General features: G+C 64.9%; 25 protein-coding genes. 9 read left to right on the top strand and 16 right to left on the bottom strand.

Features of this window, described 5'->3' with window-relative positions:
- The first annotated feature begins 31 nt into the window (after positions 1-31).
- Positions 32-1,057 carry a sensor histidine kinase gene (locus tag CAL28_RS18340; RefSeq protein WP_254926298.1) on the top strand — a complete coding sequence of 342 codons (1,026 nt, stop codon included), beginning with the start codon at positions 32-34 and terminating at the stop codon, positions 1,055-1,057.
- Positions 1,054-2,967 carry a potassium transporter Kup gene (locus CAL28_RS18335; RefSeq protein WP_094842703.1) on the top strand — a complete coding sequence of 638 codons (1,914 nt, stop codon included), beginning with the start codon at positions 1,054-1,056 and terminating at the stop codon, positions 2,965-2,967. The genes CAL28_RS18340 and CAL28_RS18335 overlap by 4 nt, the downstream gene beginning before the upstream one ends.
- A 94-nt stretch (positions 2,968-3,061) precedes the next feature.
- Here the strand turns inward: CAL28_RS18335 and argG are convergent, their stop codons facing one another.
- The 3 genes from argG to CAL28_RS18320 form a co-directional block, all read right to left on the bottom strand.
- Complete coding sequence (gene argG, locus CAL28_RS18330; protein ID WP_094842702.1) at positions 3,062-4,396, bottom strand: argininosuccinate synthase; 1,335 nt, start codon at positions 4,394-4,396, stop codon at positions 3,062-3,064.
- An 84-nt stretch (positions 4,397-4,480) separates the two neighbouring features.
- On the bottom strand, positions 4,481-5,794 hold the full coding sequence (locus tag CAL28_RS18325) for an MFS transporter (protein ID WP_094842701.1): 1,314 nt from the start codon (positions 5,792-5,794) through the stop codon (positions 4,481-4,483).
- Positions 5,795-5,850: 56 nt separating this feature from the next.
- Positions 5,851-7,329: an amidase gene (locus CAL28_RS18320; RefSeq protein WP_440588396.1), complete on the bottom strand. Its 1,479-nt coding sequence runs from the start codon at positions 7,327-7,329 to the stop codon at positions 5,851-5,853.
- Positions 7,330-7,570: 241 nt separating this feature from the next.
- Here CAL28_RS18320 and CAL28_RS18315 point away from each other — a divergent pair, with 241 nt between their 5' ends.
- Positions 7,571-8,179 carry a DUF4286 family protein gene (locus tag CAL28_RS18315; protein WP_094842699.1) on the top strand — a complete coding sequence of 203 codons (609 nt, stop codon included), beginning with the start codon at positions 7,571-7,573 and terminating at the stop codon, positions 8,177-8,179.
- Positions 8,180-8,260: 81 nt separating this feature from the next.
- Here the strand turns inward: CAL28_RS18315 and argF are convergent, their stop codons facing one another.
- Positions 8,261-9,202 (bottom strand): ornithine carbamoyltransferase, encoded by a 942-nt coding sequence (argF, locus tag CAL28_RS18310; RefSeq protein ID WP_094842698.1) that lies wholly within the window; start codon positions 9,200-9,202, stop codon positions 8,261-8,263.
- 217 nt (positions 9,203-9,419) lie between these two features.
- Here argF and CAL28_RS18305 point away from each other — a divergent pair, with 217 nt between their 5' ends.
- On the top strand, positions 9,420-9,770 hold the full coding sequence (locus tag CAL28_RS18305) for a DUF3579 domain-containing protein (RefSeq protein ID WP_254926296.1): 351 nt from the start codon (positions 9,420-9,422) through the stop codon (positions 9,768-9,770).
- 23 nt (positions 9,771-9,793) lie between these two features.
- On the opposite strand, the gene CAL28_RS18300 is transcribed toward CAL28_RS18305, so the two are convergent.
- Both CAL28_RS18300 and CAL28_RS18295 read right to left on the bottom strand, forming a co-directional pair.
- Complete coding sequence (locus CAL28_RS18300) at positions 9,794-10,753, bottom strand: 2-hydroxyacid dehydrogenase (protein ID WP_094842696.1); 960 nt, start codon at positions 10,751-10,753, stop codon at positions 9,794-9,796.
- A 45-nt stretch (positions 10,754-10,798) separates the two neighbouring features.
- On the bottom strand, positions 10,799-11,770 hold the full coding sequence (locus CAL28_RS18295; protein WP_094842695.1) for a Bug family tripartite tricarboxylate transporter substrate binding protein: 972 nt from the start codon (positions 11,768-11,770) through the stop codon (positions 10,799-10,801).
- Positions 11,771-12,010: 240 nt separating this feature from the next.
- On the opposite strand from CAL28_RS18295, the gene CAL28_RS18290 reads away from it, so the two are divergent.
- From CAL28_RS18290 to garL, 5 genes are all read left to right on the top strand, one after another.
- Positions 12,011-12,940, top strand: coding sequence for a dihydrodipicolinate synthase family protein (locus CAL28_RS18290; RefSeq protein WP_094842694.1), 930 nt, complete (start codon positions 12,011-12,013; stop codon positions 12,938-12,940).
- Positions 12,941-12,998: 58 nt separating this feature from the next.
- Positions 12,999-13,772 (top strand): FadR/GntR family transcriptional regulator, encoded by a 774-nt coding sequence (locus tag CAL28_RS18285; RefSeq protein ID WP_440588395.1) that lies wholly within the window; start codon positions 12,999-13,001, stop codon positions 13,770-13,772.
- A 48-nt stretch (positions 13,773-13,820) separates the two neighbouring features.
- Positions 13,821-14,939, top strand: a complete 1,119-nt coding sequence (locus CAL28_RS18280; protein WP_254926164.1) for an Ldh family oxidoreductase — start codon at positions 13,821-13,823, stop codon at positions 14,937-14,939.
- Between the two features lie 10 nt (positions 14,940-14,949).
- Positions 14,950-15,945: a Bug family tripartite tricarboxylate transporter substrate binding protein gene (locus tag CAL28_RS18275; RefSeq protein WP_094842692.1), complete on the top strand. Its 996-nt coding sequence runs from the start codon at positions 14,950-14,952 to the stop codon at positions 15,943-15,945.
- A 117-nt stretch (positions 15,946-16,062) separates the two neighbouring features.
- Entirely contained in the window at positions 16,063-16,827 is a 765-nt protein-coding gene (gene garL, locus CAL28_RS18270; protein ID WP_440588394.1) for a 2-dehydro-3-deoxyglucarate aldolase, read from the top strand.
- A gap of 273 nt (positions 16,828-17,100) precedes the next feature.
- On the opposite strand, the gene rpsT is transcribed toward garL, so the two are convergent.
- From rpsT to CAL28_RS18220, 10 genes are all read right to left on the bottom strand, one after another.
- Entirely contained in the window at positions 17,101-17,364 is a 264-nt protein-coding gene (gene rpsT, locus CAL28_RS18265; protein WP_066352075.1) for a 30S ribosomal protein S20, read from the bottom strand.
- A gap of 75 nt (positions 17,365-17,439) precedes the next feature.
- A complete protein-coding gene (locus CAL28_RS18260; protein ID WP_094842690.1) occupies positions 17,440-18,477 on the bottom strand; it encodes a FecR family protein in 1,038 nt (345 codons plus the stop codon).
- A 221-nt stretch (positions 18,478-18,698) separates the two neighbouring features.
- Positions 18,699-20,276: a murein biosynthesis integral membrane protein MurJ gene (gene murJ, locus CAL28_RS18255; RefSeq protein ID WP_094842689.1), complete on the bottom strand. Its 1,578-nt coding sequence runs from the start codon at positions 20,274-20,276 to the stop codon at positions 18,699-18,701.
- A 37-nt stretch (positions 20,277-20,313) separates the two neighbouring features.
- Entirely contained in the window at positions 20,314-21,072 is a 759-nt protein-coding gene (locus CAL28_RS18250) for a 3-hydroxyacyl-CoA dehydrogenase (protein ID WP_094842688.1), read from the bottom strand.
- Between the two features lie 25 nt (positions 21,073-21,097).
- Positions 21,098-21,751, bottom strand: a complete 654-nt coding sequence (gene adk, locus CAL28_RS18245; protein WP_094842687.1) for an adenylate kinase — start codon at positions 21,749-21,751, stop codon at positions 21,098-21,100.
- A gap of 93 nt (positions 21,752-21,844) precedes the next feature.
- A complete protein-coding gene (gene kdsB / locus CAL28_RS18240; protein ID WP_094842686.1) occupies positions 21,845-22,609 on the bottom strand; it encodes a 3-deoxy-manno-octulosonate cytidylyltransferase in 765 nt (254 codons plus the stop codon).
- A gap of 8 nt (positions 22,610-22,617) precedes the next feature.
- Entirely contained in the window at positions 22,618-22,806 is a 189-nt protein-coding gene (locus tag CAL28_RS18235; RefSeq protein ID WP_094842685.1) for a Trm112 family protein, read from the bottom strand.
- Between the two features lie 38 nt (positions 22,807-22,844).
- A complete protein-coding gene (gene lpxK, locus CAL28_RS18230) occupies positions 22,845-23,870 on the bottom strand; it encodes a tetraacyldisaccharide 4'-kinase (RefSeq protein WP_094842684.1) in 1,026 nt (341 codons plus the stop codon).
- Positions 23,871-23,878: 8 nt separating this feature from the next.
- Positions 23,879-24,289 (bottom strand): ExbD/TolR family protein, encoded by a 411-nt coding sequence (locus tag CAL28_RS18225; RefSeq protein WP_094842683.1) that lies wholly within the window; start codon positions 24,287-24,289, stop codon positions 23,879-23,881.
- Positions 24,286-24,957: a MotA/TolQ/ExbB proton channel family protein gene (locus CAL28_RS18220; RefSeq protein ID WP_094842682.1), complete on the bottom strand. Its 672-nt coding sequence runs from the start codon at positions 24,955-24,957 to the stop codon at positions 24,286-24,288. Before CAL28_RS18220 ends, CAL28_RS18225 begins: the two co-directional genes overlap by 4 nt.
- Positions 24,958-25,118 lie beyond the last annotated feature (161 nt).

Here is a 25,118-nt window from a genome sequence, read left to right as displayed (position 1 = left end):
GTCGCTGGCCCGCTATCTGGTCGTGCGACTGCTGCCCGCCATCCTTCTGCTGGTCCTGCTGGACCTGGCGGCGACGTGGGTCATGACCCACAAGATCGACATGACGCTCTGGGAGCTGGAAGACTTTTTCCTGCTCATGGTGGTCGGCCAGATCATCCTGATGTCGCTGTTCGCCTGGGTCGTCGTCCATGGCGTGCGTTCCGGGCTGCGCTCGGTCAACCTGCTGTCGGAGGAAATTCGGCAGCGCTCCATCGACGACATGCAGCCGCTGGAAGTGGCGGGCGTGCCCGCCGAAATGGAACCCCTGGTTCTGCACACCAACGATTTGCTCGCCCGGCTGGACGCGTCGCTGGCCGCCCAACGCCGCTTTATCGGCCATGCGGCGCACCAATTGCGCACACCATTGAGCGGCTTGCGGCTGGAATCCGAGTTGATGCTGGCCCGTCCGCTTCCCGACGATGTACGCGCGCGCGCCGAACGCATCAAGGCGGTCAGCGACCGCATGATCCGCCTGGGACAGCAGTTGCTGGTGCTCGCCCGGGCCGATCCCAACGCGCGCCCGCAGGACAGCTTCGTGCGGATCGATCTGTGCGAGTGGGTGCGTGCCAGCGGCGCGGAATGGATACCGCGCGTGCGGGCCGCGCAGTTCGAGCTGGACCTGATCGCGCCGGACACCCCTGTTTGGGTCGACGCGGATCCGCTGCTGCTGGACGAACTGCTCGGTAATCTGCTGGACAATGCCCTGCGTTACGGCACGTCGGGCGGCCGGATTACCCTGACCGTGGGCAGCAATCCGCCCTGCCTGACCGTCATGGACGATGGGCCCGGCATCCCGGCGGAAGACCAGGACAGGGTATTCGAGGCCTTTTATCGATCCCCCGCGGCAACGGCCGGAGGCTCCGGCCTGGGCCTGGCCATCGTGCGCGAAATCGCGCATGCGCATGGCGCGTGGTGGAAACTCTCCAGCCGACCCGAATTCCCGGGCACGCGCCTGACCGTGGTATTCCCCGGTCCGCGCAAAGGCGCTCAATTGACCCGACACGATATACAGGTATGACGACCGGAACCGCGACAAGACCGTCCCCCGTGGCCACGGCGCATCATGCTCCTTCTTCCCGGGCCGCCCTGGTCATCGGCGCGCTCGGCGTCGTCTACGGCGACATCGGTACCAGTCCCCTGTACACGCTGCGCCAATGCCTGGTCGGTTATGGGGATCTGCGGCCGGAACACGTGCTGGGCGTGCTGTCCATCCTGTTCTGGATGCTGATGCTGGTGGTGTCTTTCAAGTACATCATGCTGGTGCTGCGCGCGGACAACCGGGGCGAGGGCGGCACGCTCGCGCTGTTGGAGCTCGCCATTCGGGGGCGCCAGGGCCGCGTCCGCATGCTGCTGATCGCGCTGGCGATTTTCGGGGCGGCGCTGTTCTACGGCGACAGCATGATCACACCGGCCATCTCGGTACTGTCGGCGCTGGAAGGTATCAGCGTCATATCGCACCGCTTCGAGCACTGGGTGGTGCCGCTGGCCCTTATCGTGCTGGTCGCGCTGTTCATGATCCAGTCGCATGGCACCGGGGTGATGGGGAAGCTTTTCGGTCCCATCATGGGGCTCTGGTTCGCCACGCTTGCCGTGCTGGGCGTCTGGCAGATCGTGCAGACGCCGGCGATCCTGCAGGCGCTCAATCCGATCTGGGGCGTGCACTTCGTGATCGAATCGCCGCGTGCCAGCTTCGTGTTGCTGGGTTCGGTCGTACTGGCCTTGACCGGCGCGGAAGCCCTCTACGCCGATATGGGCCATTTCGGCCGGGGTGCCATACGCCGCGCGTGGTTCTGGATGGTGGCGCCGGCGTTGACGCTCTGCTACTTCGGTCAGGGTGCGTTGCTGCTGCGCGATCCCCAGGCCATCGCCAACCCCTTCTTCCTGATGTCGCCGGAGTGGGGGCTGGTACCGCTGGTGTGCCTGGCGACGGTTGCCACCATCATCGCCTCGCAGGCGGTTATATCCGGCGCGTATTCGATGACCCGCCAGGCGGTGCAATTGGGATATTGGCCGCGCATGGAGATCCTGCACACCTCCGCGGTGGAAAAGGGCCAGATCTACCTGCCGCAGGTCAATGCGCTGCTGCTGGTCGCGGTGCTCGTCCTGGTGGTGGTGTTCCGCAGTTCCGATAACCTGGCCGCCGCATATGGGTTCGCGGTCACCGGCACCATGCTGACGACCTCGGTACTGCTGCTATCCCTGATGTCGCGCGCCGCCGTGAGCGGGCCGCGGCGCGCCATGTGGTGGGCCATATTGGGCTTTCTCCTGGTGTTCGACCTGCTGCTGTTTTCCGCGAACGCGCTCAAGGTGGAAGAGGGCGGCTGGTTGCCGCTGTCGGTGGGGATCGTGGTGTTCACCCTGATGTTGACCTGGCGGCGCGGCCGCCATCTGCTCAGCCTGCAGCAGCAGCGCGACCGCCAGCCCCTGGGCGAGTTCATGGAACAGCTGGAACAGTTTCCGCCGGCGCGCGTGCATGGCACCGCGATCTTCATGACGATGAACCCCGGCAACGTGCCGCCGGCGCTGCTGCACAACCTGAAGCACAACAAGGTGCTGCATGATCACGTGTTGTTCCTGACGATACGTAGTGCCGACGTGCCTTATGTGTCGCCGGACGAACGCTTTTCCCTGACCAAGCTCAGTGCGTCCAGCTGGCAGGCCGTACTGACTTACGGCTTCAAGGAAGAACCCGATGTGCCGGAGGCCTTACGCGAAGTCGCCGAGGCCTATCCCGAGGTGGATCTGGAGCCCATGCGCACGTCGTACTATCTGTCGCGCCAGACGGTCGTCGCGGCCAAGAGGCCGGCCATGCGGGGGTGGCGCCGCGCCGTGTTCGCCTTCATGGCCCGGAATTCCACGCGCAGCACGAAGTTCTTCAAGATCCCTCCCAACCGCGTGGTCGAAATGGGCATGCAAGTAGAGCTGTAGCCGCGCGAGCCGCTGTGGCCAGACAAAAAAAACGCCGCGTGCAGGAGCACGCGGCGTTTTGCTTTGCGCGGCGCATGTCACGCCGGCGAAGGCTTTACTTCTTTTCGTCCTTCAGCTGCGGAAGGGCGGCGCCGGCGGCGGGGGCCAGCAGGCCGGCCTTGACATAGGTGAACAGCTTTTCGCGCGTGTCGACGATGTCCAGGTTGCGCATGGTGAGCTGGCCGATCCGGTCCTGCGGCGAGAATACCGATTCTCCCTTTTCCATCGTCAGGCGTTCCGGCTTGTACGTCAGATTGGACGACTCGGTATTGACGATGGAATAATCGTTGCCGCGGCGCAGCTCGATGGTGACTTCACCGGTGACGGCGCGCGCGACCCAGCGCTGCGCGGTTTCGCGCAGCATGATGGCCTGGGGATCGAACCACCGGCCCTGGTACAACAGGCGGCCCAGCTTGCGGCCGTTTTCGCGATACTGCTCGATGGTGTCTTCGTTGTGGATGCCGGTGACCAGGCGTTCGTAGGCAATGAACAGCAGCGCCATGCCCGGCGCTTCGTAGATACCGCGGCTCTTGGCTTCGATGATGCGGTTCTCGATCTGATCGCTCATGCCCAGGCCATGGCGTCCGCCGATGCGGTTCGCTTCCAGCATCAGCGCCACGGGGTCGCTATATTCCACGCCGTTCAGTGCCACGGGCTGACCTTCGACAAAGCGCACGCTGACTTCCTCGCGCTTGACGTCGACGTCGTCGCGCCAGAAGGCCACGCCCATGATGGGTTGCACGATGCGAATGCCGGAATTCAGGTGTTCCAGGTCTTTTGCCTCGTGGGTGGCGCCCAGCATATTCGAGTCGGTCGAATAAGCCTTTTCCGCCGACATGCGATATTCGAAACCCGATTGCCGCATGTATTCCGACATCTCGGCGCGGCCGCCGAGTTCGTCGATAAAGGCCTGGTCCAGCCAGGGCTTGTAGATCTTGAGTTCCGGATTGGTCAACAGGCCGTAGCGGTAGAAACGCTCGATATCGTTGCCCTTGAAGGTACTGCCATCGCCCCAGATATTGACGTCGTCTTCCTTCATCGCGGCGACCAGCATGGTGCCGGTGACGGCGCGTCCGATCGGCGTCGTATTGAAGTAGGTGATACCCGCGGTGGAAATATGGAATGCGCCGCTTTGCAGGGCCGCAATGCCTTCGGCCACGAGCTGGCTGCGGCAATCCACCAGGCGCGCCTTTTCCGCGCCGTATTGCATGGCGCGACGGGGGATTTCGTCGTAGTCGGGCTCGTCGGGCTGGCCCAGATTGGCGGTATACGCATAGGGCACGGCGCCTTTTTCGCGCATCCAATGCAGCGCGGCGCTCGTGTCCAGACCGCCTGAGAACGCAATGCCGACCTTTTGGCCGGCGGGGATGTGCTGAAGGATGGTTGCCATGACGTTATCGCCTTGTGTCGCCTGGAGGTAGAAAACCGTGCATTTTACCGCGTTTGCGCGATCCTCCAGGCGAGCCCCCGGCACTCAGCCGGCGCGCGTGGCGCTGGCCCCTGGGGCGATGCCCAAGCCATCGGACGGCGCGGCGCCGTCTTCCTCGATGCGGGACAGGTCCAGCCCATTGGTCTCCGGCAGCAGCAGCGCGGATACGATCACCAGGGCGTAGCCGACGCCCGCGACCACCGCGATGGAGACGCCCAGCGCCAGGGTGCCGCCGCTCAGCCAGCCGACGCTGAGCGGAAACAGCGATCCGATGACGCGTCCCGCGTTATACGAGACGCCATAGCCGGTCGCGCGTACGCTGCTGGGATAGGATTCGGACAGGGTGGCGCCGATTCCGGAGAACATGCCCTGCATGAGGATGCCCATGGGAAATCCCAGGAACAGCATGGAGGTGTTCGAAATCGGAATCAGCATGTAGATCAGCGCCATGGCCATGGCGCCGATCGCGAACAGGATGTAGGTGGCGCGGCGCCCGAAGCGGTCCGTGGCATAGGCGCCCGCCACGTAGCCCAGGAAAGAGCCGAGAATCATGACCACCAGATAGGAACTGGTGCCGAACACCGACAGCCCGCGCTCCATCTTCAGATACGTGGGCAGCCACGTCGCGATCGCGTAGTAGCCGCCCAGCATGCCGCCGGACAGCAGGCTGCAGAGCACGGTCTTGATCAGCAGCGGAGACTTCACCACCCGCAACGGGTCCGGCTTATGCAGGTGTTTTCCGGAGGCGGACCGCGCCGCGAGGTAGATTTCCGGTTCAACCAGATTGCGCCGCAGATAGATGACGACCAGGGCCGGCAGGATGCCCAGGAAAAAACAGACGCGCCATGCATATTCGGGCGGCATCAAGGCGTACATGGCGGCATAGGCCAAGGCGGCGGCGCCCCAGCCGAATGAATAGCTGCTGGCGGTAAAGCCGGAGTATTTGCCACGGTGCGCCGGGTTGCGGATCATCTCCGTTACCAGCACCATGCATAGCGAGGATTCGCCGCCGAAGCCCAATCCCTGGATGATGCGGAAGATCATCAGTTGCTGCGGGTTCTGCGATAGTCCGCACAAAAAGCACGCGAAGGCGAAGACCACGATGGTCCAGCGCAGCACACGCACACGCCCATAACGATCGGCAAGCACCCCCGCCAATATCGCGCCGACCAGCGACGATACCAGGGTATAGGTGACGATGGCGCCGGCCTCGGCCTTGCTCATGTTCCATTGCGAAAGCAGGGTCGAGATCAGGAACGAGTAGATCATGAAGTCGAAGACATCGACCGCATGTCCCAGGAACGCGCCATAGAAGCCCTTGCGCTCCATGCGTGTCAACTCGGTGAACCAGGTGAACATGAGCTTTTCCCTTCGTATCGTGGGTGGATCGGTATGGGTATGCGGCGGCGGCAGGGTCAGGCGGCGTGCGTCATCGTGGGCGGCTGGAAAGCATGGCCATGCTGCTCCAGCCATTGCGCGAAACGCAGCGAAGTCAGGTCGTGCGAGCGTGCCGCGACGATCTGCACGCCTACCGGCAAGCCGGTGGGCGTGAGTCCGGCGGGGGCGACGGTAGACGGCAGGCCGCATAGCCCCGAATGTCCTGCCCAGAACAATTGGGTCGTCATGGGTTGAAGTTCCCCGTTGACGTTCAGGCTGCGCTGCCAGGGCTCTCCCTGCTCATTCAGCTCGAAGGCCGCCGTGGCGGCTGCAGGGCATAGCAGGACATCGTGATCGGCGAAAAAATCCGCCCACGCCTGCTCGATACCGCGCCGGATATCGGCCAGTTTGAGCCAGGTCCGGTGATCCAGCGTGGCCCCTACGTACTGCAGTGTCGCGTAGGACAGGTCGGCGGGATCCGCGTGCCCCGTTCGTTGGCGCGCCGCCTCGTAGGCGGAGTCGGTCATATAGGCGGACGTCGCCGCGCGCAGCATCAGGATATAAGTCCGCCAAAGCGTTTCGGCGTCGATGGCGGGCCTGGCATTCCAGGAGACCCGCATGCCCTGGCCTTGCAGTTGCCGGCCCAGGTCTTCGATGACGCGGGAAACCTCCGCATCGACGGGCGCGAAGGAATGCGTGGGCAATACCGCCACGCGAAACTCGCTCGGCGCACGGTCCGGCGCCGCCGCCAGCGTACGTGCCTGGCCCGCCTGTCCGGTATCCCCGGACAGTACTCGCAGCACGATTTCCAGATCCGCCGCGGACCGCGCGACAGGGCCGGCGACATTGATGTCGGGGGCGGGATCCGTATTGCGTATGCCGTGGCCGCGCAGCGATACCAGGCCGTGGCTGCTTTTGTGCGAAAAAACCCCGCAATAGTGGGCGGGGTTGCGCAAGGAAGATCCGATATCGGAACCCACGTCGAACACGCTCATGCCTGCGCAGACCGCCGCGGCGCTGCCGCCCGAGGAGCCCCCCGGCGTACGGGACAGATCGCGCGGGTTGCGTGTGGTGCCATAAAGCGCGTTGTAGCTTTGCCAGTCACGCAAGTGGAGCGGGACATTGGATTTGCCCACCAGGATCGCGCCGGCCGCCCGCAGGCGCCGCACCACCTCGGCGTCGCGCGGCGCCAACTGGCCGGCATGCGCGGGGTCGCCGCAGGTCGTCGGCCAGCCGGCGACATCGAAGCTTTCCTTGATGGAAAAGGGAATACCGTGCAGGGCGCCCGGCGGCTCGCCGCGCTGGCGCGCGGCATCGGCGCGACGGGCCTGGGCTTGCGCGGCCGCGTAGTCCTGGAGCGCCAGCGCATTGATCTGGGCGTGGCTGTCGGCAAATGCTTGCGCGCAGGCATCCACGAGCGATTCGGCGGTGATTTCGCCCTGCCTCAAGGCTTGCAGGCTTCGCGACAAGCTCCAGTAGCGCAGTTCATTCGAGGCCGGGTTAATGGCTGCGTCCAAAGCGCGCTCCGGGAGAAATTTCGATAACGTACTTTGTATACTATATTCACGATTGAGCGCATCGGGGTTCACCCCAGCTAGGGTTAGTCCGGGCCCCCAAGGCGGCGGGCGCCGCGCATTGGCGGGGCTCGCCGGGGGGAGGGGGCGAGGAAGTGCGCGTCCAGGCAGTGAGAAAGCACGCGGGTGCACATTGCCCACGTAGCGGCCTTGCGCGACCATGCCTGTTTTCCTGGAGGCACCGATGAGCGAGACACCGCAAGGCATAGCCGGACAATCCACCGACGTCCTTCTCTTGAAGATCCCTAGCGAACGCCTGTCCGCCGCGCGCTTGGCGGCGCTGGGCGAACAATTGCGCGCGGGATCGGCGCAGGCGGTCATCCAGGGGTATGCGGCGGTGGAGGCCGCGGAAACCTATGTCTATTGCCGGCTGCCGCGGGATGGCGCCGAGGCAGCGCTGTCTACCCTGCGGGAGCGGCTGGCAGGCCTGCATCCCGATGCCGGAATGCAGTGGCTGCGACGGCTGGCGGACCTGCCCGGGGCTTCACGGGGGCGCCCCGCGCCGTGGCATTACATCGTGGAGACGGATGTGCTGCCCGAGGCGGAGCAGGATATGAACGACTGGTACGACCAGGAACACTTGCCCGGCCTGGCCGGCGTGCCCGGTACGGTACGGGCGGAACGCTACGCTTGCGCGGAGTCGTCGCCACGCTATCACGCGTGTTATGACCTGGAGACTATCGAGACCTTTGGCAGCCCGCCCTGGCTGGCCGTGCGCGCCAGCGCCTGGAGCGATCGGGTGCGCCCGTCGTTTCGCAACACGAAGCGCACCATGTTCAAGGCCATCGGCTGAAAGTACGCGCTCGCGGTGAACGGATGGCGCCCGGATGCGGCCATCCGTTCAATGCCGGTCCATCACAAGCCCGGCCCGATACTACGACAAGCGGCCCAGCAACAGGAATTCCATCAAGGCTTTTTGCACGTGCAGGCGGTTCTCGGCTTCGTCCCAGACCACACTCTGCGGGCCATCGATGACTTCGCCCGTGACTTCCTCGCCGCGATGCGCGGGCAGGCAGTGCATGAACACGGCATCGCTCGCCGCCACGGCCATCATGTCGGCATCGACACACCAATCCGCGAAGGCGGCGCGGCGCTGTTCGTTTTCCGCTTCGTAGCCCATGCTGGTCCAGACGTCCGTCGTGACCAGGTGCGCGCCGCGGCAGGCTTCCATCGGGTCTTTGAACTGCCGCAGCACCGACGCCGGGGGCGTGCCGATGCGCGCAGGCTCCAGTTCATAGCCCGAGGGCGTCGATACATGCAGGGTGAATCCCAGCATTTCGGCGGCTTGCAGCCAGGTATAGGACATGTTGTTGGCGTCGCCGACCCAGGCCACGACCTTGCCCGCGATGGGGCCGCGATGCTCCACGTAGGTGAAGATGTCCGCCAGTATCTGGCAGGGATGGAATTCGTTGGTCAGGCCGTTGATGACCGGAACGCGGGAATGCGCGGCGAAACGCTCGATACGCGTCTGCTCGAAGGTGCGGATCATCACGATATCCACCATGCGTGAGATAACGCGCGCGGTGTCTTCGATAGGCTCGGCACGCCCCAACTGGGAATCGTTGGAGGTCAGGTTGATGACGGATCCGCCCAGTTGATACATCCCCGCCTCGAACGATACGCGCGTACGCGTGCTGGCCTTTTCGAAGACCATCGCCAACGTGCGGTCATGCAGCGTCATGTGCGGATCGTAGCGCTTGAACTTGTCCTTGATCAGGCGCGCGCGCTCCAGCACGTAGTGGATCTCGGCGGCGGAAAAATCGCGAAACTGCAGGAAATGGCGCAGGGGGCCGTTTTGGGTGCTTGCTGTTGTCATGGTCGATCTGCACATCGTTGGTCTCGCCCGCTGGCGGCGGGCGAGGCGCCTCATTATGCCCGTTCTTTTTTAAAAACGTCCGTTATGGCAGGGATGCGTGGAAAAGCACGCCAAAGCCGTATGGAAGCCAGCGGTTCGACCTTGAGGCAGTCGGCCGAATACAATGTGGGCAAGCTTCAATCATATACAATCGGCGTCGCGACCCACGTGTCGCGAGCTGCTCACTGACGGCGCGCCGCGCCCGTCGCCGACAGCAGAACCAACGGTATTCCGCGTGCGACAACTCGTTATCCTCGGTGTTACGGAAGAAGGCCAGCGATTTCGACCCAGCGATTGGGCCGAGCGGCTTGCCGGCGTCATGGCGCAATTCCGACCGCCGGGTAGCGCCCCCGCCAGTCCGCTTTATTACTCTCCCTACGTGCTTCCCGTGATCGTCGACGGCTATCGCAGCGTGGTGGTCGACGAACGCCTGCGCGAACTCGAGCCGCTGGCCTGGAAGTTCGTCATGGATTTCGCCACGGATAATCACCTGAAGACGGAAGAGCGCGAAATCGCCCATCCGTCCTAGGCAGGGGCGTACGGTCCGAAGCCTTAATCGGTGACCGGTGTGATCAGCCTGCCTGTCTGCAGGAATGACTCCAGGTTGCGCACCATCAGGTCTTCCATGTCGCGGCGCGTTTCGAGTGTGGCGCTGCCGATATGCGGCAAAAGCACGACATTGTCGTTGGCCTTCAACGCATCCGGCACTTTGGGTTCGTGCTCGAATACGTCCAGCGCGGCGTTGCCTAGCTTGCCGCTTTGCAGCGCCTGTACCAGCGCGGCCTCGTCGATGACAGGTCCGCGGGCGATGTTGATGATGGTCCCCTTCGGTCCCAGCGCTTCCAGTACTTCGCGCGAGATCAGATGGTGGGTGCCCGGGCCGCCCACCGTGGCGACTACCAGGAAATCCGCCCAGGCGGCCAGGTCGACGAGCGAAGCCTCGTAGCGGTAGTCGACGTCCTCGCGCTTGTTGCGGCTGTGATAGCGCACGTCCATGTCGAAGCCGATGCCCCGCCTGGCGATGGCCTGGCCGATGCGGCCCAGGCCCACGATACCCAGCTTTTTCCCGCTGACACGCGAGCCGAGCGGGATACTGCCGTGCACCTGTCCCCATCCGCCGTCGCGGACGAAGCGGTCACCATAGGCGATCCGCCGCGCCGCGGCGATCATCAGGCCCCACGCCAGGTCCGCCACGCAGTCGGTCAGGACATCCGGCGTATTGCTGACCTGCACCCCACGGCGCTGCGCCGCTTTGACGTCTATGGTCTCGTAGCCGACTCCCCAGCTGCAGATGGCCTTCAGGTCGGGCAAGGCATCGATCATTGCCGCCGTGCAGCCGAAGTTGGCGGAGGTCACCAGTACGTCGACGCCCTTGCCGTGTTCTGCCAGCGCGGCCTCGCGGTCGGGATATTTCCACAATTCGACGACGTCGTAGTCACGGGCGAGCCGTTCGTTCGCAGTGGGCGAGCCGGCATAGGAGCCGACCTGGATGATGCGGTGCTTGGCGGTCATTGGGCGCGTACCTGATCAATCGCGGAAAAAACGGTAGCGGGTAATTTACTCCAACTTGATATTGCTCTTGGCAATCACATCCTGCCAGCGCTTGACTTCGGCCTGCTGGAATTTCGTGAAGGCCTCCGGGCTATCGGCAACGACTTCGAAACCCAGGCCGTGCAATGTCTTTTCAACCGCGCTGTCGCGCAGGGTTTTGCGCAGTCCATCCGAAAGCGAGGTCACGATGTCGGCCGGCGTCGCCGCGGGGACGGCGAATCCCTGCCAGGAATACACGACCATATCGTTGATGCCGGCTTCCGCCATCGTCGGTACGTCGGGAAGATCGGGGATGCGTTTGTCTCCCGTCGTGGCCAGCGCCTTGAGCTTGCCGGCCTTGATATGGGAGAGGACCGCGCCGAGATTCTGGAAGGATACGTTGACCTGGCTACCCATCAGGTCGCTGATCGCCGCGGCGCCGCCCCGGTAGGGAACGTCTACACCGGTCGTGCCGCTCTTCTGGCGGAACAGTACGGCTGACAGATGATCCGAGGAACCGGTGCCCGACGAGGCGTAGGACACCGAGCCGGGATTCTTCTTCGCATAGGCCACCAGTTCCGCCACGGTCTTGGCGGGGAAGTTCGGCGCGGCGACGAGCACGTTCGGGTTGCGCACCGCCATCGTCAGGTATTTGAAATCTTTGCTGGGGTTGTACGATAAGTCCTTGTACAAGGCCTGATTGATGGCGAAGGTCCCGATGGATCCCACCATCATGGTGTAGCCGTCCGGGGTGGACCTGGCCAGTGCCTGGGCGCCGATGGAGCCATTGGCGCCGGGCTTGTTCTCCACCACGAAGGTCTGTCCGAAGATTTTGTTCATGCCGGGCAGGACGGCGCGCGCGGTGATGTCGGAGGATCCCCCGGGTACGAAGGGAACGATGACCGTGACCGGCTTGTCCGGGTACTTCGCGAGGGCGGGAGCCCCGGCTGTCAGCGTGAGGGCGGCGGCGAGCGCGATCGCGCGCGAGAACGTGGTCATGGAGGTCTCCTGTATGGTGAGGTCGCGCATCTCGGCATGAGAGCCACACGCCTCGTTTATTGTCAGTTGTCAGACTACGTGCTTGTAAAACAACTATATGTATTGAGCATTAATATGTCAACCAAGTATACTTTTAACCGAGATCGAGGACTCTTGTCCGACATTTGCCCATGAACGCGCCGACGTGGCAAAGCCATGCCCCGCGCGGGCTGCTTTCCTCCACGCATCAGGAGTCGATTCATGAAAACCACGGCCGTTACGGTGACCGATCTGCGCCGTTCCGTAATCGCGGTACCACCGCTCGCACGCAACGCCGATCTCAGCCTCAATGCGCAGGCAAACGCGGCCTTGCTGCGGCATCTAGAGCAGGGCGGGGTGCGTAGCGTGATGTACGGGGGCAACGCCAACTTCTATAACGTCGCCGTCAGCGAGTACGCGCGCATCGTCGATTTCCTGGCCGAGCAAGCCGGACCAGACACCTGGGTCTTGCCGTCCGCGGGGCCGGATTACGGCAAGTTGATGGACCAGGCCGCCATCCTGAAATCGCGGAGCTTTCCGACCGCGATGCTGCTGCCCATGTCGTTTCCGTTCACCGATGCGGGGCTCGCCGATGGTATACGGCGATTCAGCGACGCCATCGCGCGCCCTGTGGTCGTTTATATCAAGGCGTCCGACTATATCGCGCCATCGACCCTGGGCCGCCTGGTGGAAGAGGGCCGCATTGCAGCCGTGAAATACGCCGTTGTGCGGCATGATCCTGCCGTGGATCCTTATCTGTCCGCTTTGTTGAAGGCAGTCGATCCACGGCTGATGGTCAGCGGTATCGGAGAGCGGCCGGCGATCGTGCATTGCCGCGAATTCGGCCTGCAGAGTTTCACGTCTGGTTCCGTATGCGTCGCGCCGCGCGGCTCCATGCAATTGCTGCGCCTGCTGCAGGAAGGGCGGTTGCCGGAGGCCGAGCGCGTGCGCGCGGCGTACATGCCGCTGGAGGACTGCCGCGATGCCATTAGCCCGATCCGGGTCCTGCACGACGCGGTGACGCTGGCCGGTGTCGCGGATATGGGCCCCATGCTGCCGCTGCTGACCGGGCTGACCGACGCCGAGCGGGAGCGCGTGGCTCCCGTGGCCCGTGCGCTGCTGGCGCGCGATCGCGACGTGCTGGCCGCGTGACCGGATGGCGCGGGGCGTCGATGGCGTACGATTAGCGCTCGATTCAAAGGAGAGCAAGGTGTCTACCAGGCAACGCACGCAGGATGCGGACAGTGTCCGCGCCATCGAGGCAGGCGCGGAGGGTGTACGCACGCTCGATCGCGGCCAGCGTGTGCGGCTGGGTGACCAGCTTTACGGCCAGATATTCGATCGCATCGCATCGGGCGACCTGAACGTGGGCGATAAGCTTCCGTCCGAGCATGAAATCTGCGAGCAGTTCGGCGTCTCGCGGCCGGTGGTGCGCGAGGCACTGCTGCGCCTGCGCGCCGACGGGCTGGTCAGCGCGTACCAGGGCCTGGGCACCTTCGTTATCCATCAACCGGCACCGCGCCTGAAAACGTTCGGCGATGTCCAGAACGTCGGCGCTTATCTGAGAGCGCAGGAAGTGCGCGTGGCATTGGAGGGCGATGCGGCCCGGCTGGCGGCGCTGCGGCGTACCGACGAACAGCTCAAGAAAATCGTCGAGGCGCACGAGACCTTTGCCCACGGCCTGGCGCAGGGACAGGTATCCGCCGAGGCCGACCTGGCTTTCCATGCAAGTATCGCCGAGGCCAGCGGCAACGACTTTTTCCTGGGCGTCCTGGAAACGATCCACGAATCCATTCATGGCTTTATGCGTCTGTCCCTGAACCTGACTCGTACCGGTTCGCGCCAGCGTGCGGAACGTGTGATGGACGAGCACGCCAGCATTCTCGCGGCCATACGCGAACAGGATGGGGAACGGGCACGTACCGCCATGCAGTTCCATCTGGGGCAGGCGCGCTATCGGCTGGTCGACCGCGATCGCGACTAGAACCGTGGCAGCGCCATCGCCGCAATAAACGACTATAGGAGACAGGCAGTGGCAAGCGAACAGACACCGGGTTTCAATGCCTCGCCCGCATCGGTGCGCGAGCAAATCGTGCTGGTGCTGCGCGCCTGGGGCATGCAAGCCGATCTGGCCGACACCGCGGCGGACCTGATGGCGGAGACGGACGTGCTGGGCATCGATTCCCATGGCATCTCCATGCTGCCGAGCTATGAGGACAAGGTGCTGGCCGGCACGCTGGCGATCGGCGCGCGGCCGCGCGTGGTGCGCGACGGGCCGGCTTCGGCCTTGCTGGATGGCATGGGGGGCCTGGGTTATCCGGTTGCCGCGCAGGCCATGCACCTTGCCGTGGACAAGGCGCTGGCGCATGGCGTGGGGGCTGTGGCGGTGCGCAATTCCCACCACTTCGGCGCTGCCGGCGTGTATGCCCGCATTGCTGTGCGGCGTGGCGCCGTGGGGCTGGTTACCAGTAGCGCCAACGGTGTGATCATGGTGCCGACCGGCGGTGCGATGCCCATGCTGGGCACCAATCCGATTGCCTTCGCCGCGCCCGCCGCGCGCAACGAACCCTTCGTGCTGGATATGGCGACCACGACGGTGGCCGCCAACAAGGTCAAGGTATACGACTTTCACGGCAAGCCCTTGCCGCCGGGTTGGGCCGTGGATGGACGCGGCGAGGCCGTCACGGATGCGGCACAGGCCATGGCCTATATCTTCAAGCATCCGGAAGGTGGGCTGTCGCCGCTGGGCGGCACGCCGGCGATGAGCAGCCACAAAGGCTATGGTCTCGCGATGATGGCGCAGATCCTGGGGTCCACGCTTACCGGCAGCGGCTTCGGGGCGTTGCACGCCAAGCGCCGCGGGCCGGGCGACCCCGACAATATCGGGCATTTCTTCCTGGCGTTGAATCCCGACGCGTTCCGCGACACGGGCTCGTTCGAGGCGGATCTGGATGAAATGATCGACGCGATGCACGACACCCCGCGGGCGCGGGCCGATGTGCCGGTGCAGGTGGCCGGCGAACCCGAAGCCCGGACGCGCGAGCATCGGCAGCGCGAAGGCATACCGATCCCGCCGGCGCTCGACGCCCGCCTGCGTGACATCTGTGAACGCTGCAAGGCCCGTTATGTGTTGGAGCCGATATCATCATAAGGAGACAAGCATGTTCCCGCGTTTCATCAACGGCGCCCGGCGCCGCGCGCTTTCCATATTCGCGCTGGCGTTACTAGGCCTGCCCGCCGCCGCGCACGCCCAGGCGGGTGACTGGCCCTCTCATCCCATACGGCTGGTCGTGCCTTTCCCGCCTGGCGGCAGTACCGATGCGGTCGGACGCCTGGTCGCGGCGGAGCTCGGCAAGGCGCTGAACCAGACCGTGATCGTCGAGAACAAAGGGGGAGCCAACGGCAATATCGGTTCGGACGTCGTCGCCAAGGCGGCGCCGGATGGCTATACCCTGCTGTTGTCCGGCGTAGGTTCCAATGCCATCAATTACGCGCTGTACGCCAGCATGCCGTACAAGGACAGCGATTTCGAGCATATTTCCCTGCTGGCGACCGGGCCGAACGTGCTTGTGGCCAACCCCGACTTTCCGGCCAAGACCTTCAAGGATTTCATTGCGCTGGCCAAGGCGAATCCCGGCAAATACACGCATGCCAGCTCGGGCAACGGCTCGTCCGGCCACCTGGCCATGGAAATGCTGAAGCGCGCGGCCGGCATCGAGCTGGTCCATGTCCCTTACAAGGGCGGGGCGGCGGCTATCACCGACACCATCGCCGGCCGAGTATCGGTGCTGTTCCTGAACCAGGACAATGTGCTGCCGCAGGTCAGGGCCGGCAAGCTGCGGGCCCTGGCCGTCGCCAGCGAAAAGCGCAACCCGGCCTATCCGGATACGCCGACGATTGCCGAATCGGGCTATCCGGGTTTTGCCGCGGAGTCGTGGTTCGGTCTCTCCGCGCCGGCCAAAACGCCGCCCGCTGTCGTCCAGCGCCTGAGCGTCGCCACGCGAGCCGCGCTGGCTGACCCGGCGCTGCGCCAGAAGCTGGAGGCGGTGGGATTCGTGGTGGTCGGCGATAGCCCTCGGCAGTTCTCGGATTTCGTCACGGCCGAGATCGCGAAATGGGGCAAGGCCGCCAGGGATTCGGGCGCTCGCATGGATTGACACGGCTTCGCATTCGGGCATGCGCATGTGCCCCCGCAATGCTTTCGAGTTGCCGGCGGCATTGCCGGCAACCTCGCCGCGGTGCCTGCGCACCGCGTTACCTTCAGGATGGATAGGATGACTGCACCGATTCCCAATCGCTTTCGCCAGCGCATTCTCGCGCGTGAGACCTTGATCGGTTTCTGGATGAGTATGGCCAGCCACATCACCGCGGAATTGGCCGGGCTGGCCGGCTACGACTGGTTGCTGCTGGATGGCGAACATTCGCCTAATGACGTGCCGCTGTTCGTGCATCAGCTGCAGGCTCTGCAGGGCAGCGAATCGGCGGCGGTCGGGCGCCCGACCATCAACGATCCCGTGGAAATCAAGCGGCTGCTCGACATCGGGTTCTACAACCTGTTGATTCCCTTCATCGAGTCGGCGGACGAGGCGCGCCGCGCGGTCGCCGCAACGCGCTATCCTCCCGCCGGCATGCGGGGCGTGGCAGGTTTGCAGCGCAGTAACCGCTTCGGGACGGTGCCCGACTATCTGACGACCATCAACGACAACATCTGTGTACTGCTGCAGATCGAAAGCCGCCCGGGCATCGATGCGGTCGATGAAATCGCGGCGGTGGAGGGCGTGGACGGCATCTTTATCGGGCCATCCGATCTGGCGGCCGCGCTGGGGCATATTGGCAACCCGTCGCATCCCGACGTGCAGGCCGTCATTCGCCATCTGTACGAGCGCGCGAGCGCGCATGGCAAGGCGGTGGGGATTCTGGCGCCCGTTGCCGCGGATGCCAGGCGTTATCTGGACATGGGCATGCACTTCGTTGCCGTGGGCACCGATCTTGGCGTGTTCAAGCAGGCGACCTTTGCGCTGCGCGAGGCATTTCGCTAAGCGCGGCACGCGAAAAAAAGGACGCCAGGGCGTCCTTTTTTTATTTGCCGATGCGGAATGCCGCGACCTTGCTCGCTTCAAGCTTGCACGGGGCCACGCGCCCGCTGCCGATTGCATCGCGTTCGCGATCCATATCACGCGCATGCGTGATATGCACCAGGTCCGCTGCGCGGCAATCGGCCTTCAACCACGTCGGGCCGCCGACCCAGGGGCGGGGCGGCCTATACCGGATACGGCTGGAATACAGCCGAACCCAGACTCAGAACAGGCGTATTACGCCAGCGCCTTGACGGCAGCGGACAGGCGGCTCTTATGGCGAGCGGCCTTGTTCTTGTGAATGATGTTCTTGTCGGCGACGCGGTCAATCACGCTGGTCGCCTTTTGCAGCACAGCGGCGGCAGCCGCCTTGTCGCCAGCTTCCACGGCTTGGCGCACGCGCTTGATCGCGGTGCGCAGCATGGAACGCAGGCTGGAATTGTGCTTGTTACGCTCGACCGATTGGCGAGCGCGTTTGCGAGCTTGGGCAGTGTTGGCCATGTGCAGTTGAAAAATTAGAAATTCGGCAAAGCTCGACATTGTAGCAAGTTTGCCTCGGAAAGCAAGCTTGCCGCCTCAAGCCTGGGCTACGTCTATGCTGACCAGCCAGGGGGTATAGCGCCGGACCGTGACGGGCATGCTCTGCTCCAGCGTATCCAGGGTGGCGTCCGTATCGTCCAGGGGAAACTGGCCGGTCACCGGCAGGCCACCCGCGGCCATGGAAATGCGCAGGATGCCGCTACGGTAGGGACGCAGGGCGGCGATGACATCGGCCAGCGGCCGGTTGCGCACCGCAATCCAGCCGGTTTCCCAGGCCGCATCGGCGAGAAGTTCGGCCCGGGGAGGGTCCACTCGGGCATCGTCGAAGCGCGCGCCCATCCCGGCACCGATCACCCCGCGCGCTTTCTCGAGCGTCTGCACTTCGACTTCGTGCTCATGCACCACGACCAGGGAGCGGCGAGCCTGCTGGCGCACCATGAACCGGGTACCCAGGGCACGTACCGTCCCCTGTTCCGTGGTGACGATGAACGGCCGATTGGGGTCGTGCGCGACGGAAACCGTGATTGCCCCTTCCAACAAGCGGACATTGCGCTGCGGACCGGCAAAATCCAATTGGACCCGCGAGCGGGCATCCAGCAGCATCTGGCTGCCGTCGGACAGCCTGTACAGCCTGCGTTCGCCCGTGGCAGTGGCGGCGTCGGCCGTCAGGTTATGCAGGGGATAGATTTCGTTCAGCACTACGGATCCGACCACGACGGCCGTCACAGCCGCCGTGCCGCCCGCGATGAATCGACGCCGCGCCGGGTTCGCAGGCAAAGCGCGAGGAGGCGAAATGGGCGTGGACCGGTATGCCGCCAGGGCGGGTGTCAGGACCGGCCGGCTGTTGGAGGTGGAAAAGCCGATCGGATAAAAGTCGCTAAGCCGGCCAAAGGACGAACCGAGCGCCGAAGTCAATTGCTGCCATGCGCTCTCGTGCATGGGGTTCTCGGCCCGCCAGGCGAGAAAGTCCGCGTAATCGGATTGCGACGCACGGCCGGAACGCAGCAGCAGCAGCCAGTTTACGACCTGGTCTGCGACGGGCGTCGATTTGTCCGGGGTGGCGTCTTGATCCAAAGTGGCTTCCGAGTGGGCCGCAAGGGGTGTCGAATTGTAAATATTAAAGCGTTTTATCAAGAACAGGGGCAATTTGCCAGCGTGGTAAGCAAAAAATCCGGCAAGGGAGGGGTGTCGGTCCCTAAAAATTACAGGTTGAGGGGGGCCAGGCGGCGGATATCGCCCATCCGTCCCATCAGGTAAGCAATGCGGGAAAGTGTCTTGTGAATACAACAGGTGACTCAGGCCGCGCCTGGCGCCGGAGCAGGTGAGTGCCGCAGGAAGTCGCGGGGCCGGAATCCGCAGATGAGCAGCAAGCCAAAGTAGACCGCGACGCTGGCGCCCAGGACGGCCCCCAGCAAACCGACGCGGGCCCAGCTGTGGGCTTGCAGGGCGATCCAGTCCACGTGGCGATCGGCGTATAGCAGCACAGCGGCCAAAGCGGCCAGGGCGGGCACCAGGCGCAGCACGAATACCGGCCAGCCGGGGCTGGGACGGTAGACGCCGCGCTTATGGAGTACCGTCAACAATAGCAGCGCATTCAGGCACGCCCCGATCGCGATGGCCAGGGCGAGTCCGGCGTGGGCCAGCTGTGGGACCAGCACGATGTTCAGCGCCTGGGTGGCGATCAGGGCGACGATGGCGATCTTTACAGGTGTGCGGATGTCCTGCCGTGCATAGAAGCCGGGGGCGAGGATCTTTACCGACAGCAGGCCGATCAAGCCCACGGAATAGGCCATGACGGCCATGCGCGTTTGCATGACATCGCGCGCGGCGAACGCGCCGTAGTGGAACAAGGTGGCCACCAGTCCATCCGACAGCAATGCCAGGCCCAGCGCACTGGGCAGCCCCAGCAGCAGCGTCAGGCGCAGGCCCCAGTCCAGCAGGGCGCTGTAGCCCTCGGTGTCGGCGCGGGCGTTGGCCGCGGAAAGGCTGGGAAGCAGCACGGTGCCCAGCGCCACGCCGAGCAGCGCGGTCGGGAATTCCATCAGCCGGTCGGCATACGACAGCCAGGTCACGCTGCCGGGGGGCAGCCACGTGGCGATGTTGGTGTTGATCAACAGCGAGATCTGGCCCACCGAAACACCGACGATGGCCGGCAGCATTTGCCTGAGGATGCGGCGCACCAGGGGGTCGGACCACGCGGCACGCGCATGCAGGCTATAGCGGGGTACCAGGCCGAGGCGTGCCAGGGCGGCCCACTGTATAAGCAGTTGCAGGACTCCGCCCACCATGACGCCGATGGCCAGTGCATAAATGGGCGGATCGTAGCGCGGCGCCAGCCACAGGCAGGCCGCGATCATGGATAGGTTCAGCAGCACCGGCGTGAACGCCGGGACCGCGAATCGGCGCCAGGTATTCAGCACGCCGGAGGCGAACGCAACCAGCGACATGCAAAGGATGTACGGGAACATCATCCGCGTCATCCACACCGCCGAATCGAAAGCCTGCGTACCCGCTTCGCCGCGCAGTCCGCTGGCCATCGCCGTGACGACCCAGGGTGCGAGCGCGATGCCGACCAGGGTGATGAGCATCAGCGCGAGGGTCAGCAGGAGTGCGACCCGGTCCAGCAGGGTGCGTACCTGCTCTTCGCCCTGCTTGGTCCGCACCGTCCCCAGGATGGGGACGAAGGCCTGGGCGAACGCGCCTTCGGCGAATAACCGCCGCAGCAGGTTCGGAATGCGGAACGCGACCCAGAATGCGTCGGTCAGCGGCCCGGCGCCAAACGCGCGGGCCACCAGTATGTCGCGGATCAGGCCGGCGATGCGGGACAGCAAAGTGAAACCGCTGACCGTGGCGGCCGATCGCAGCAAACTCATGGCGAAGAGGGACGGGCGCGGCTGCTGGCGCGGGGATTCACTTGGGCGGCATGCGGATGGCGCCATCCAGCCGGATGGTTTCGCCGTTCAACATGTCGTTGGTGATGATGCTTTGTACCAGCTTGGCATAGTCTTCCGGCCGGCCCAGGCGCGCCGGAAACGGGATGCTGGCGGCCAGCGAATCCTGGACTTCCTGAGGCATGCCGAAAATCATGGGCGTGCCGAAAATGCCGGGCGCGATGGTCATGCAGCGTATGCCGACCTTGGCAAGATCGCGGGCGATAGGCAAGGTCATGCCGGCGACGCCGGCCTTGGAGGCCGCATACGCGGCCTGGCCGATCTGGCCGTCGAACGCGGCCACCGAAGCGGTGTTGATCAGGATGCCGCGCTCGCCGGTGGGCTCGGGCGCGTTCCCGCTCATGGCCTGGGCGCACAGGCGCATCATGTTGAAGCTGCCGATCAGGTTGATGGCGATGACTTTCTGGAACAGGTCCAGTGCGTGCGCGCCGTTCTTGCCGACGATACGGGCGGCGGGCGCGATGCCCGCGCAATTCACCAGCCCGAACAGGGCGCCGAGTTCCGTGGCGGCATGCACCGCAGCCTGGGCATCGGCTTCCTGGGTGACGTCGCAATGGACATAGCGCTGTCCGAGTTCGGCCGCCAACTCGCCGCCGGCCTGATCCTGCACGTCGGCAATGACAACGCGGGCACCGTTGGCGACCAGCATGCGCGCCGTGCCGGCCCCGAGACCGGAGGCGCCGCCTGTGACGATGAATACTTTGTTGGCGATTTCCATGGTTCGATAGGGCCGTCAGGCCTGGTCAGCTTTGAAGGGCGGCCATCAGCCGCGCGCGGATTTCGTCGACGGCGCCGACGCCCGAGATCTTTCGATAGCGCGGCGCTTGCGCATCGGACTTGGCCCAGTTGGCGTAGTAGTCCACCAGCGGCCGCGTCTGGTCGCGGTAGACGGCCAGGCGGTGACGTACCGTTTCCTCGCGATCGTCGTCGCGTTGTACCAGCGGTTCGCCGGTCAGGTCGTCCTTGCCCTCGGCCTTGGGCGGGTTGAACCGCACGTGATAGCTTCTGCCGCTGGCCGGATGCACGCGGCGGCCGCTCATCCGCTCGATGATATCTTCCTCGGGCACTTCGATTTCGACGACGTAGTCCAGCTTGACGCCGGCATCCTTGAGGGCATCCGCCTGCGGAATGGTGCGCGGGAAGCCGTCGAACAGATACCCCTTGGCGCAATCGGGCTGCCGCAGGCGGTCGCGCACCAGGCCGATGATGATTTCATCGGAGACCAGGCCGCCCGTATCCATGATTTTTTTTGCCTCCAGCCCCAGCGGCGTGCCTGCCTTGACGGCGGCCCTCAGCATATCGCCCGTGGAAATCTGGGGGATGCCGAATTGCTGGGTGATGAAGCCCGCTTGGGTACCTTTACCGGCGCCGGGAGGGCCGAGCAGGATGAGACGCATAAAAACTCCTGAGGAATGTAATTCTTGTACTGGGCCCGATTATGCCGCATCGACCGCGAGGCATGCCCGCGGGAGCGGCAAGGTGTCGATCTCTTATAACCGATTTGCGTATACGGCACGCACCCGTTCCAGATCGGCCGGCGTATCGACGCCGGCCGCGGGCGCCCTCGACACCTGGTGGATCAGAATGGTGTAGCCGTGTTCCAGGGCGCGCAGCTGCTCCAGCGATTCGAAGCGTTCAAGCACGCCTTGGGGGAGACGCGGAAAGCGGCGGAGGAATTCGGCCCGATACGCATAAAGGCCCACATGGTGCCATGCCGGTAGTCCATCCGCCATCCGCCGTTGGCCGTCGGCCAAGGCATCGCGCGCCCAGGGGATCGGCGCACGGGAAAAATACAGGGCGCGGCCGTCGGCCGCGCAGACGGCCTTGACGACACTGGGATTGAACAAGGCCTCGGCGTCGGCCACGGGCGACGCGCAGGTCGCGATCGCCGCGTCCGGCCGTTGCGCGAGCAGGTGCGCGACCGCGTCGATCAATTCGGGCTCGATGAGCGGTTCATCGCCTTGCACGTTCACCACGATCGCGTCGTCCGGCAAGGCGAGCAGATCCACGGCTTCGGCGAGGCGGTCGGTGCCGGTGGCGTGGTCGGCGCGGGTGATTACTGCCTCATGGCCGTGCTGCCGGACTGCCTGGGCGATGCGCGGGTCGTCGGTGGCGACCAACACCCGGCTGGCGCCGGAGAGCGCCGCGCGTTCGGCAGTGCGCACGACCATGGGCTTGCCCGCGATATCGGCAAGCGGTTTGTCGGGCAGTCGCGTGGAAGCCGCGCGTGCGGGAATGAGGGCGATGAAATCCACGGTCGTTGCTACGGCGCGTCGACACCGCGATCGGTGTCCAGGGATCGCGCCTCGCTTTCCAGCATGACGGGAATGCCGTCGCGCACAGGGAAGGCCAGACGGTCGGCCGCACAGACGAGTTCGGCGTTCTGGCGGTCGTACCGGAGGGGGCCCTTGCAAATCGGGCAGACGAGAATGTCGATCAGGCGGGATTCCATGGACGGATTTTAGTGGACTTTTCGCAGCGCCGGCGCCTTCACTGCCGTGCCGGCAGGCGGGCGGCCACGCGGTCGAAGAAGCCTGGGTCGGAGAAACGGGGCGTGACGGGGACCGCCCATAAGCGGTTGTCGCCCAGGCCGCTGCACTTGACGGCGTCCTTGGCGGTGACCAGGATGAGCGCGGTCTTGACCGATGCGAACGGAGACTTCGCGTAGCTGTAGTGATCGGGCAAGGGGACGGTGGTGTTCAGGGTCACGCCGGCCGTGCGCAGCGTGGCGAAGAATCTATCCGGGTTGCCGATGCCGGCGGCGGCGGCGATGCCGCCGGACTGGTAGGTTGCCTGCAATTCCCAGAGCGTGCGCAAGGTGCCGTCACGCAGATTCCAGGCCGCGCCCGGCTCCATCCACATGCTGACACGATAAGGCTCACCCGACGGGGCGGCCGCGACGGGCACGGGGCCATCGACATTGGTGACGATGGCGTGTACCTGCCCGAGGCGCGTCGGCGGCTCACGGAGCGGGCCCGCCGGAAGCAGTCGCCCATTGCCGATGCCGCGCCCATCCTGGACGACGATTTCGATGTCCCGCGCCAGGGCCAGATGCTGCAGCCCATCGTCGGATACCACGACGTCGACGCGTGGAAAGGCACTTAGCAGGGTGCGCACGGCACGCGGACGGTCCGGGTGGACACTGACGGGCGCGTCGGTCGCGTGCGCGATCAGCGCGGGTTCGTCGCCGAATCGCTCGGCGGCAAGTTCTCCCTGTCCGGTTCGCGCATGCTTGCCGATTTTTACCCCGTATCCCCGGCTGACCACCCCGGGCGTCCAGCCTCGCTCCCGCAGGGCCCGTACCAGCTCGATGACGACCGGCGTCTTGCCGGTGCCGCCGACATAGATGTTGCCGACAACGATGACGGGGACGGGCGGCCGGTAGGATTGCAGCCAGCCGCGCCGGTAGAGCGCGCGTTTGGCCGTGAGCGCCAGCAGGGTGAGGGCGGAAAGCGGTGTAAGGAGGGAGGACAGCCAGCCGCCGCGTTGCCACTGGGCCTGCAGTACGTTGCGCATGACGCGGCTCACCGGGCGAGCTGTGTGGCGAAGTTCACCCTGGCGATGCCGGCGAGGCGCGCCGCTTCCATGACGTTCACCACGGTCTGGTGGGTTGCCAGGGCATCGGCATTGATGACCAGCACCGGATCGGCCTGGCCCGCGGCGGCGCGGCGCAGCGCGTCCGCGATTTCGTCCGTGGACGTGGCTTCCAGCAGCGTGCCGTTCAGCGCGTAATGGCCATCCTGGCTGATCGCGACCTCGATGGGCGAGGCCAGCCGCTGTTCGGCGGTCGCCTGGGGCAGGGTGACCTTCAACTGGCTGAAGCGCGCGAAGGAGGTGGTGGCCGCCAGGAAGATCAGGATGACCAGCAGCACGTCGATCAACGGGATGAGGTTGATCTCCAGTTCGTCCTGCCTGCGATGATTGCCGAAATTCATGCCAGCGGGTCCTGCACCGCGGCCGCGCGCGCGCCGAAGAGCGTGTCTTCCTCGTCGCCGCGGCGGCGCGCGGGCGCGCCCAGGATACGCGCGGCGCGAGAGGCGGCGTTCTCCAGCTGGTGCATATAGTCATCCACCCGGCCGCGCAGGTAGCGATGGAAAATCATGGCCGGGATGGCGATCAGAATGCCGAAGCCGGTGTTGTACAGCGCCACCGAAATGCCGTGAGCCAACTGCGCCGGATCGCCGCCCGTGGGGGAGTACGAGCCGAATATGTCTATCATGCCGACCACGGTGCCGAACAGGCCCAGAAGGGGCGCGACGACCGCGATAGTGCCGATGGCGCCGATGTAGCGGTTCAGCTCATGCGCGACGGCGCGACCGGTGTCCTCGACGGCGCCGCGCATTTCCTCCCGCGGCAGGTGCCGCTGGCGCAGGACTTCCGCCAGGACACGCCCCAGCGGGGAATTGCGTTCCAGCCGGGCGATGGCTTCCGGAGAGTCCTGGCGGTTGCGCACCATGTCCAGCACCTGGGTCACGAGGCCGGCCGGCGCCACCTGGCTGCGGCGCAGGGAAAACAGCCGCTCGATGATCAGCGCCAGGCAAAGGACGGAAGTGGCAAGCAGGGGCCAGATGGGCCAGCCCGCATCACGAAGGACGGACAGCAAGAAGAAACTCCAGAGGGTCGCAGGCGACGGCCAGGGTAGGGGACGGAATCAGCGCACTGTAACGGCCCGGCACGGGCCCTGGCAATAGCCCAGGCGGCCGCAAGCTATCCACAATTTTTGTGGATAATTCTGTGCAAAACCCATGCGGATGGCCCATTTCA

The sequence above is a fragment of the Bordetella genomosp. 11 genome, assembly GCF_002261215.1.
Lineage (GTDB): Bacteria > Pseudomonadota > Gammaproteobacteria > Burkholderiales > Burkholderiaceae_B > Bordetella_C.
Note: the sequence above shows the minus strand (reverse complement) of the source record. Positions and strands in the feature narration are given on the sequence as shown.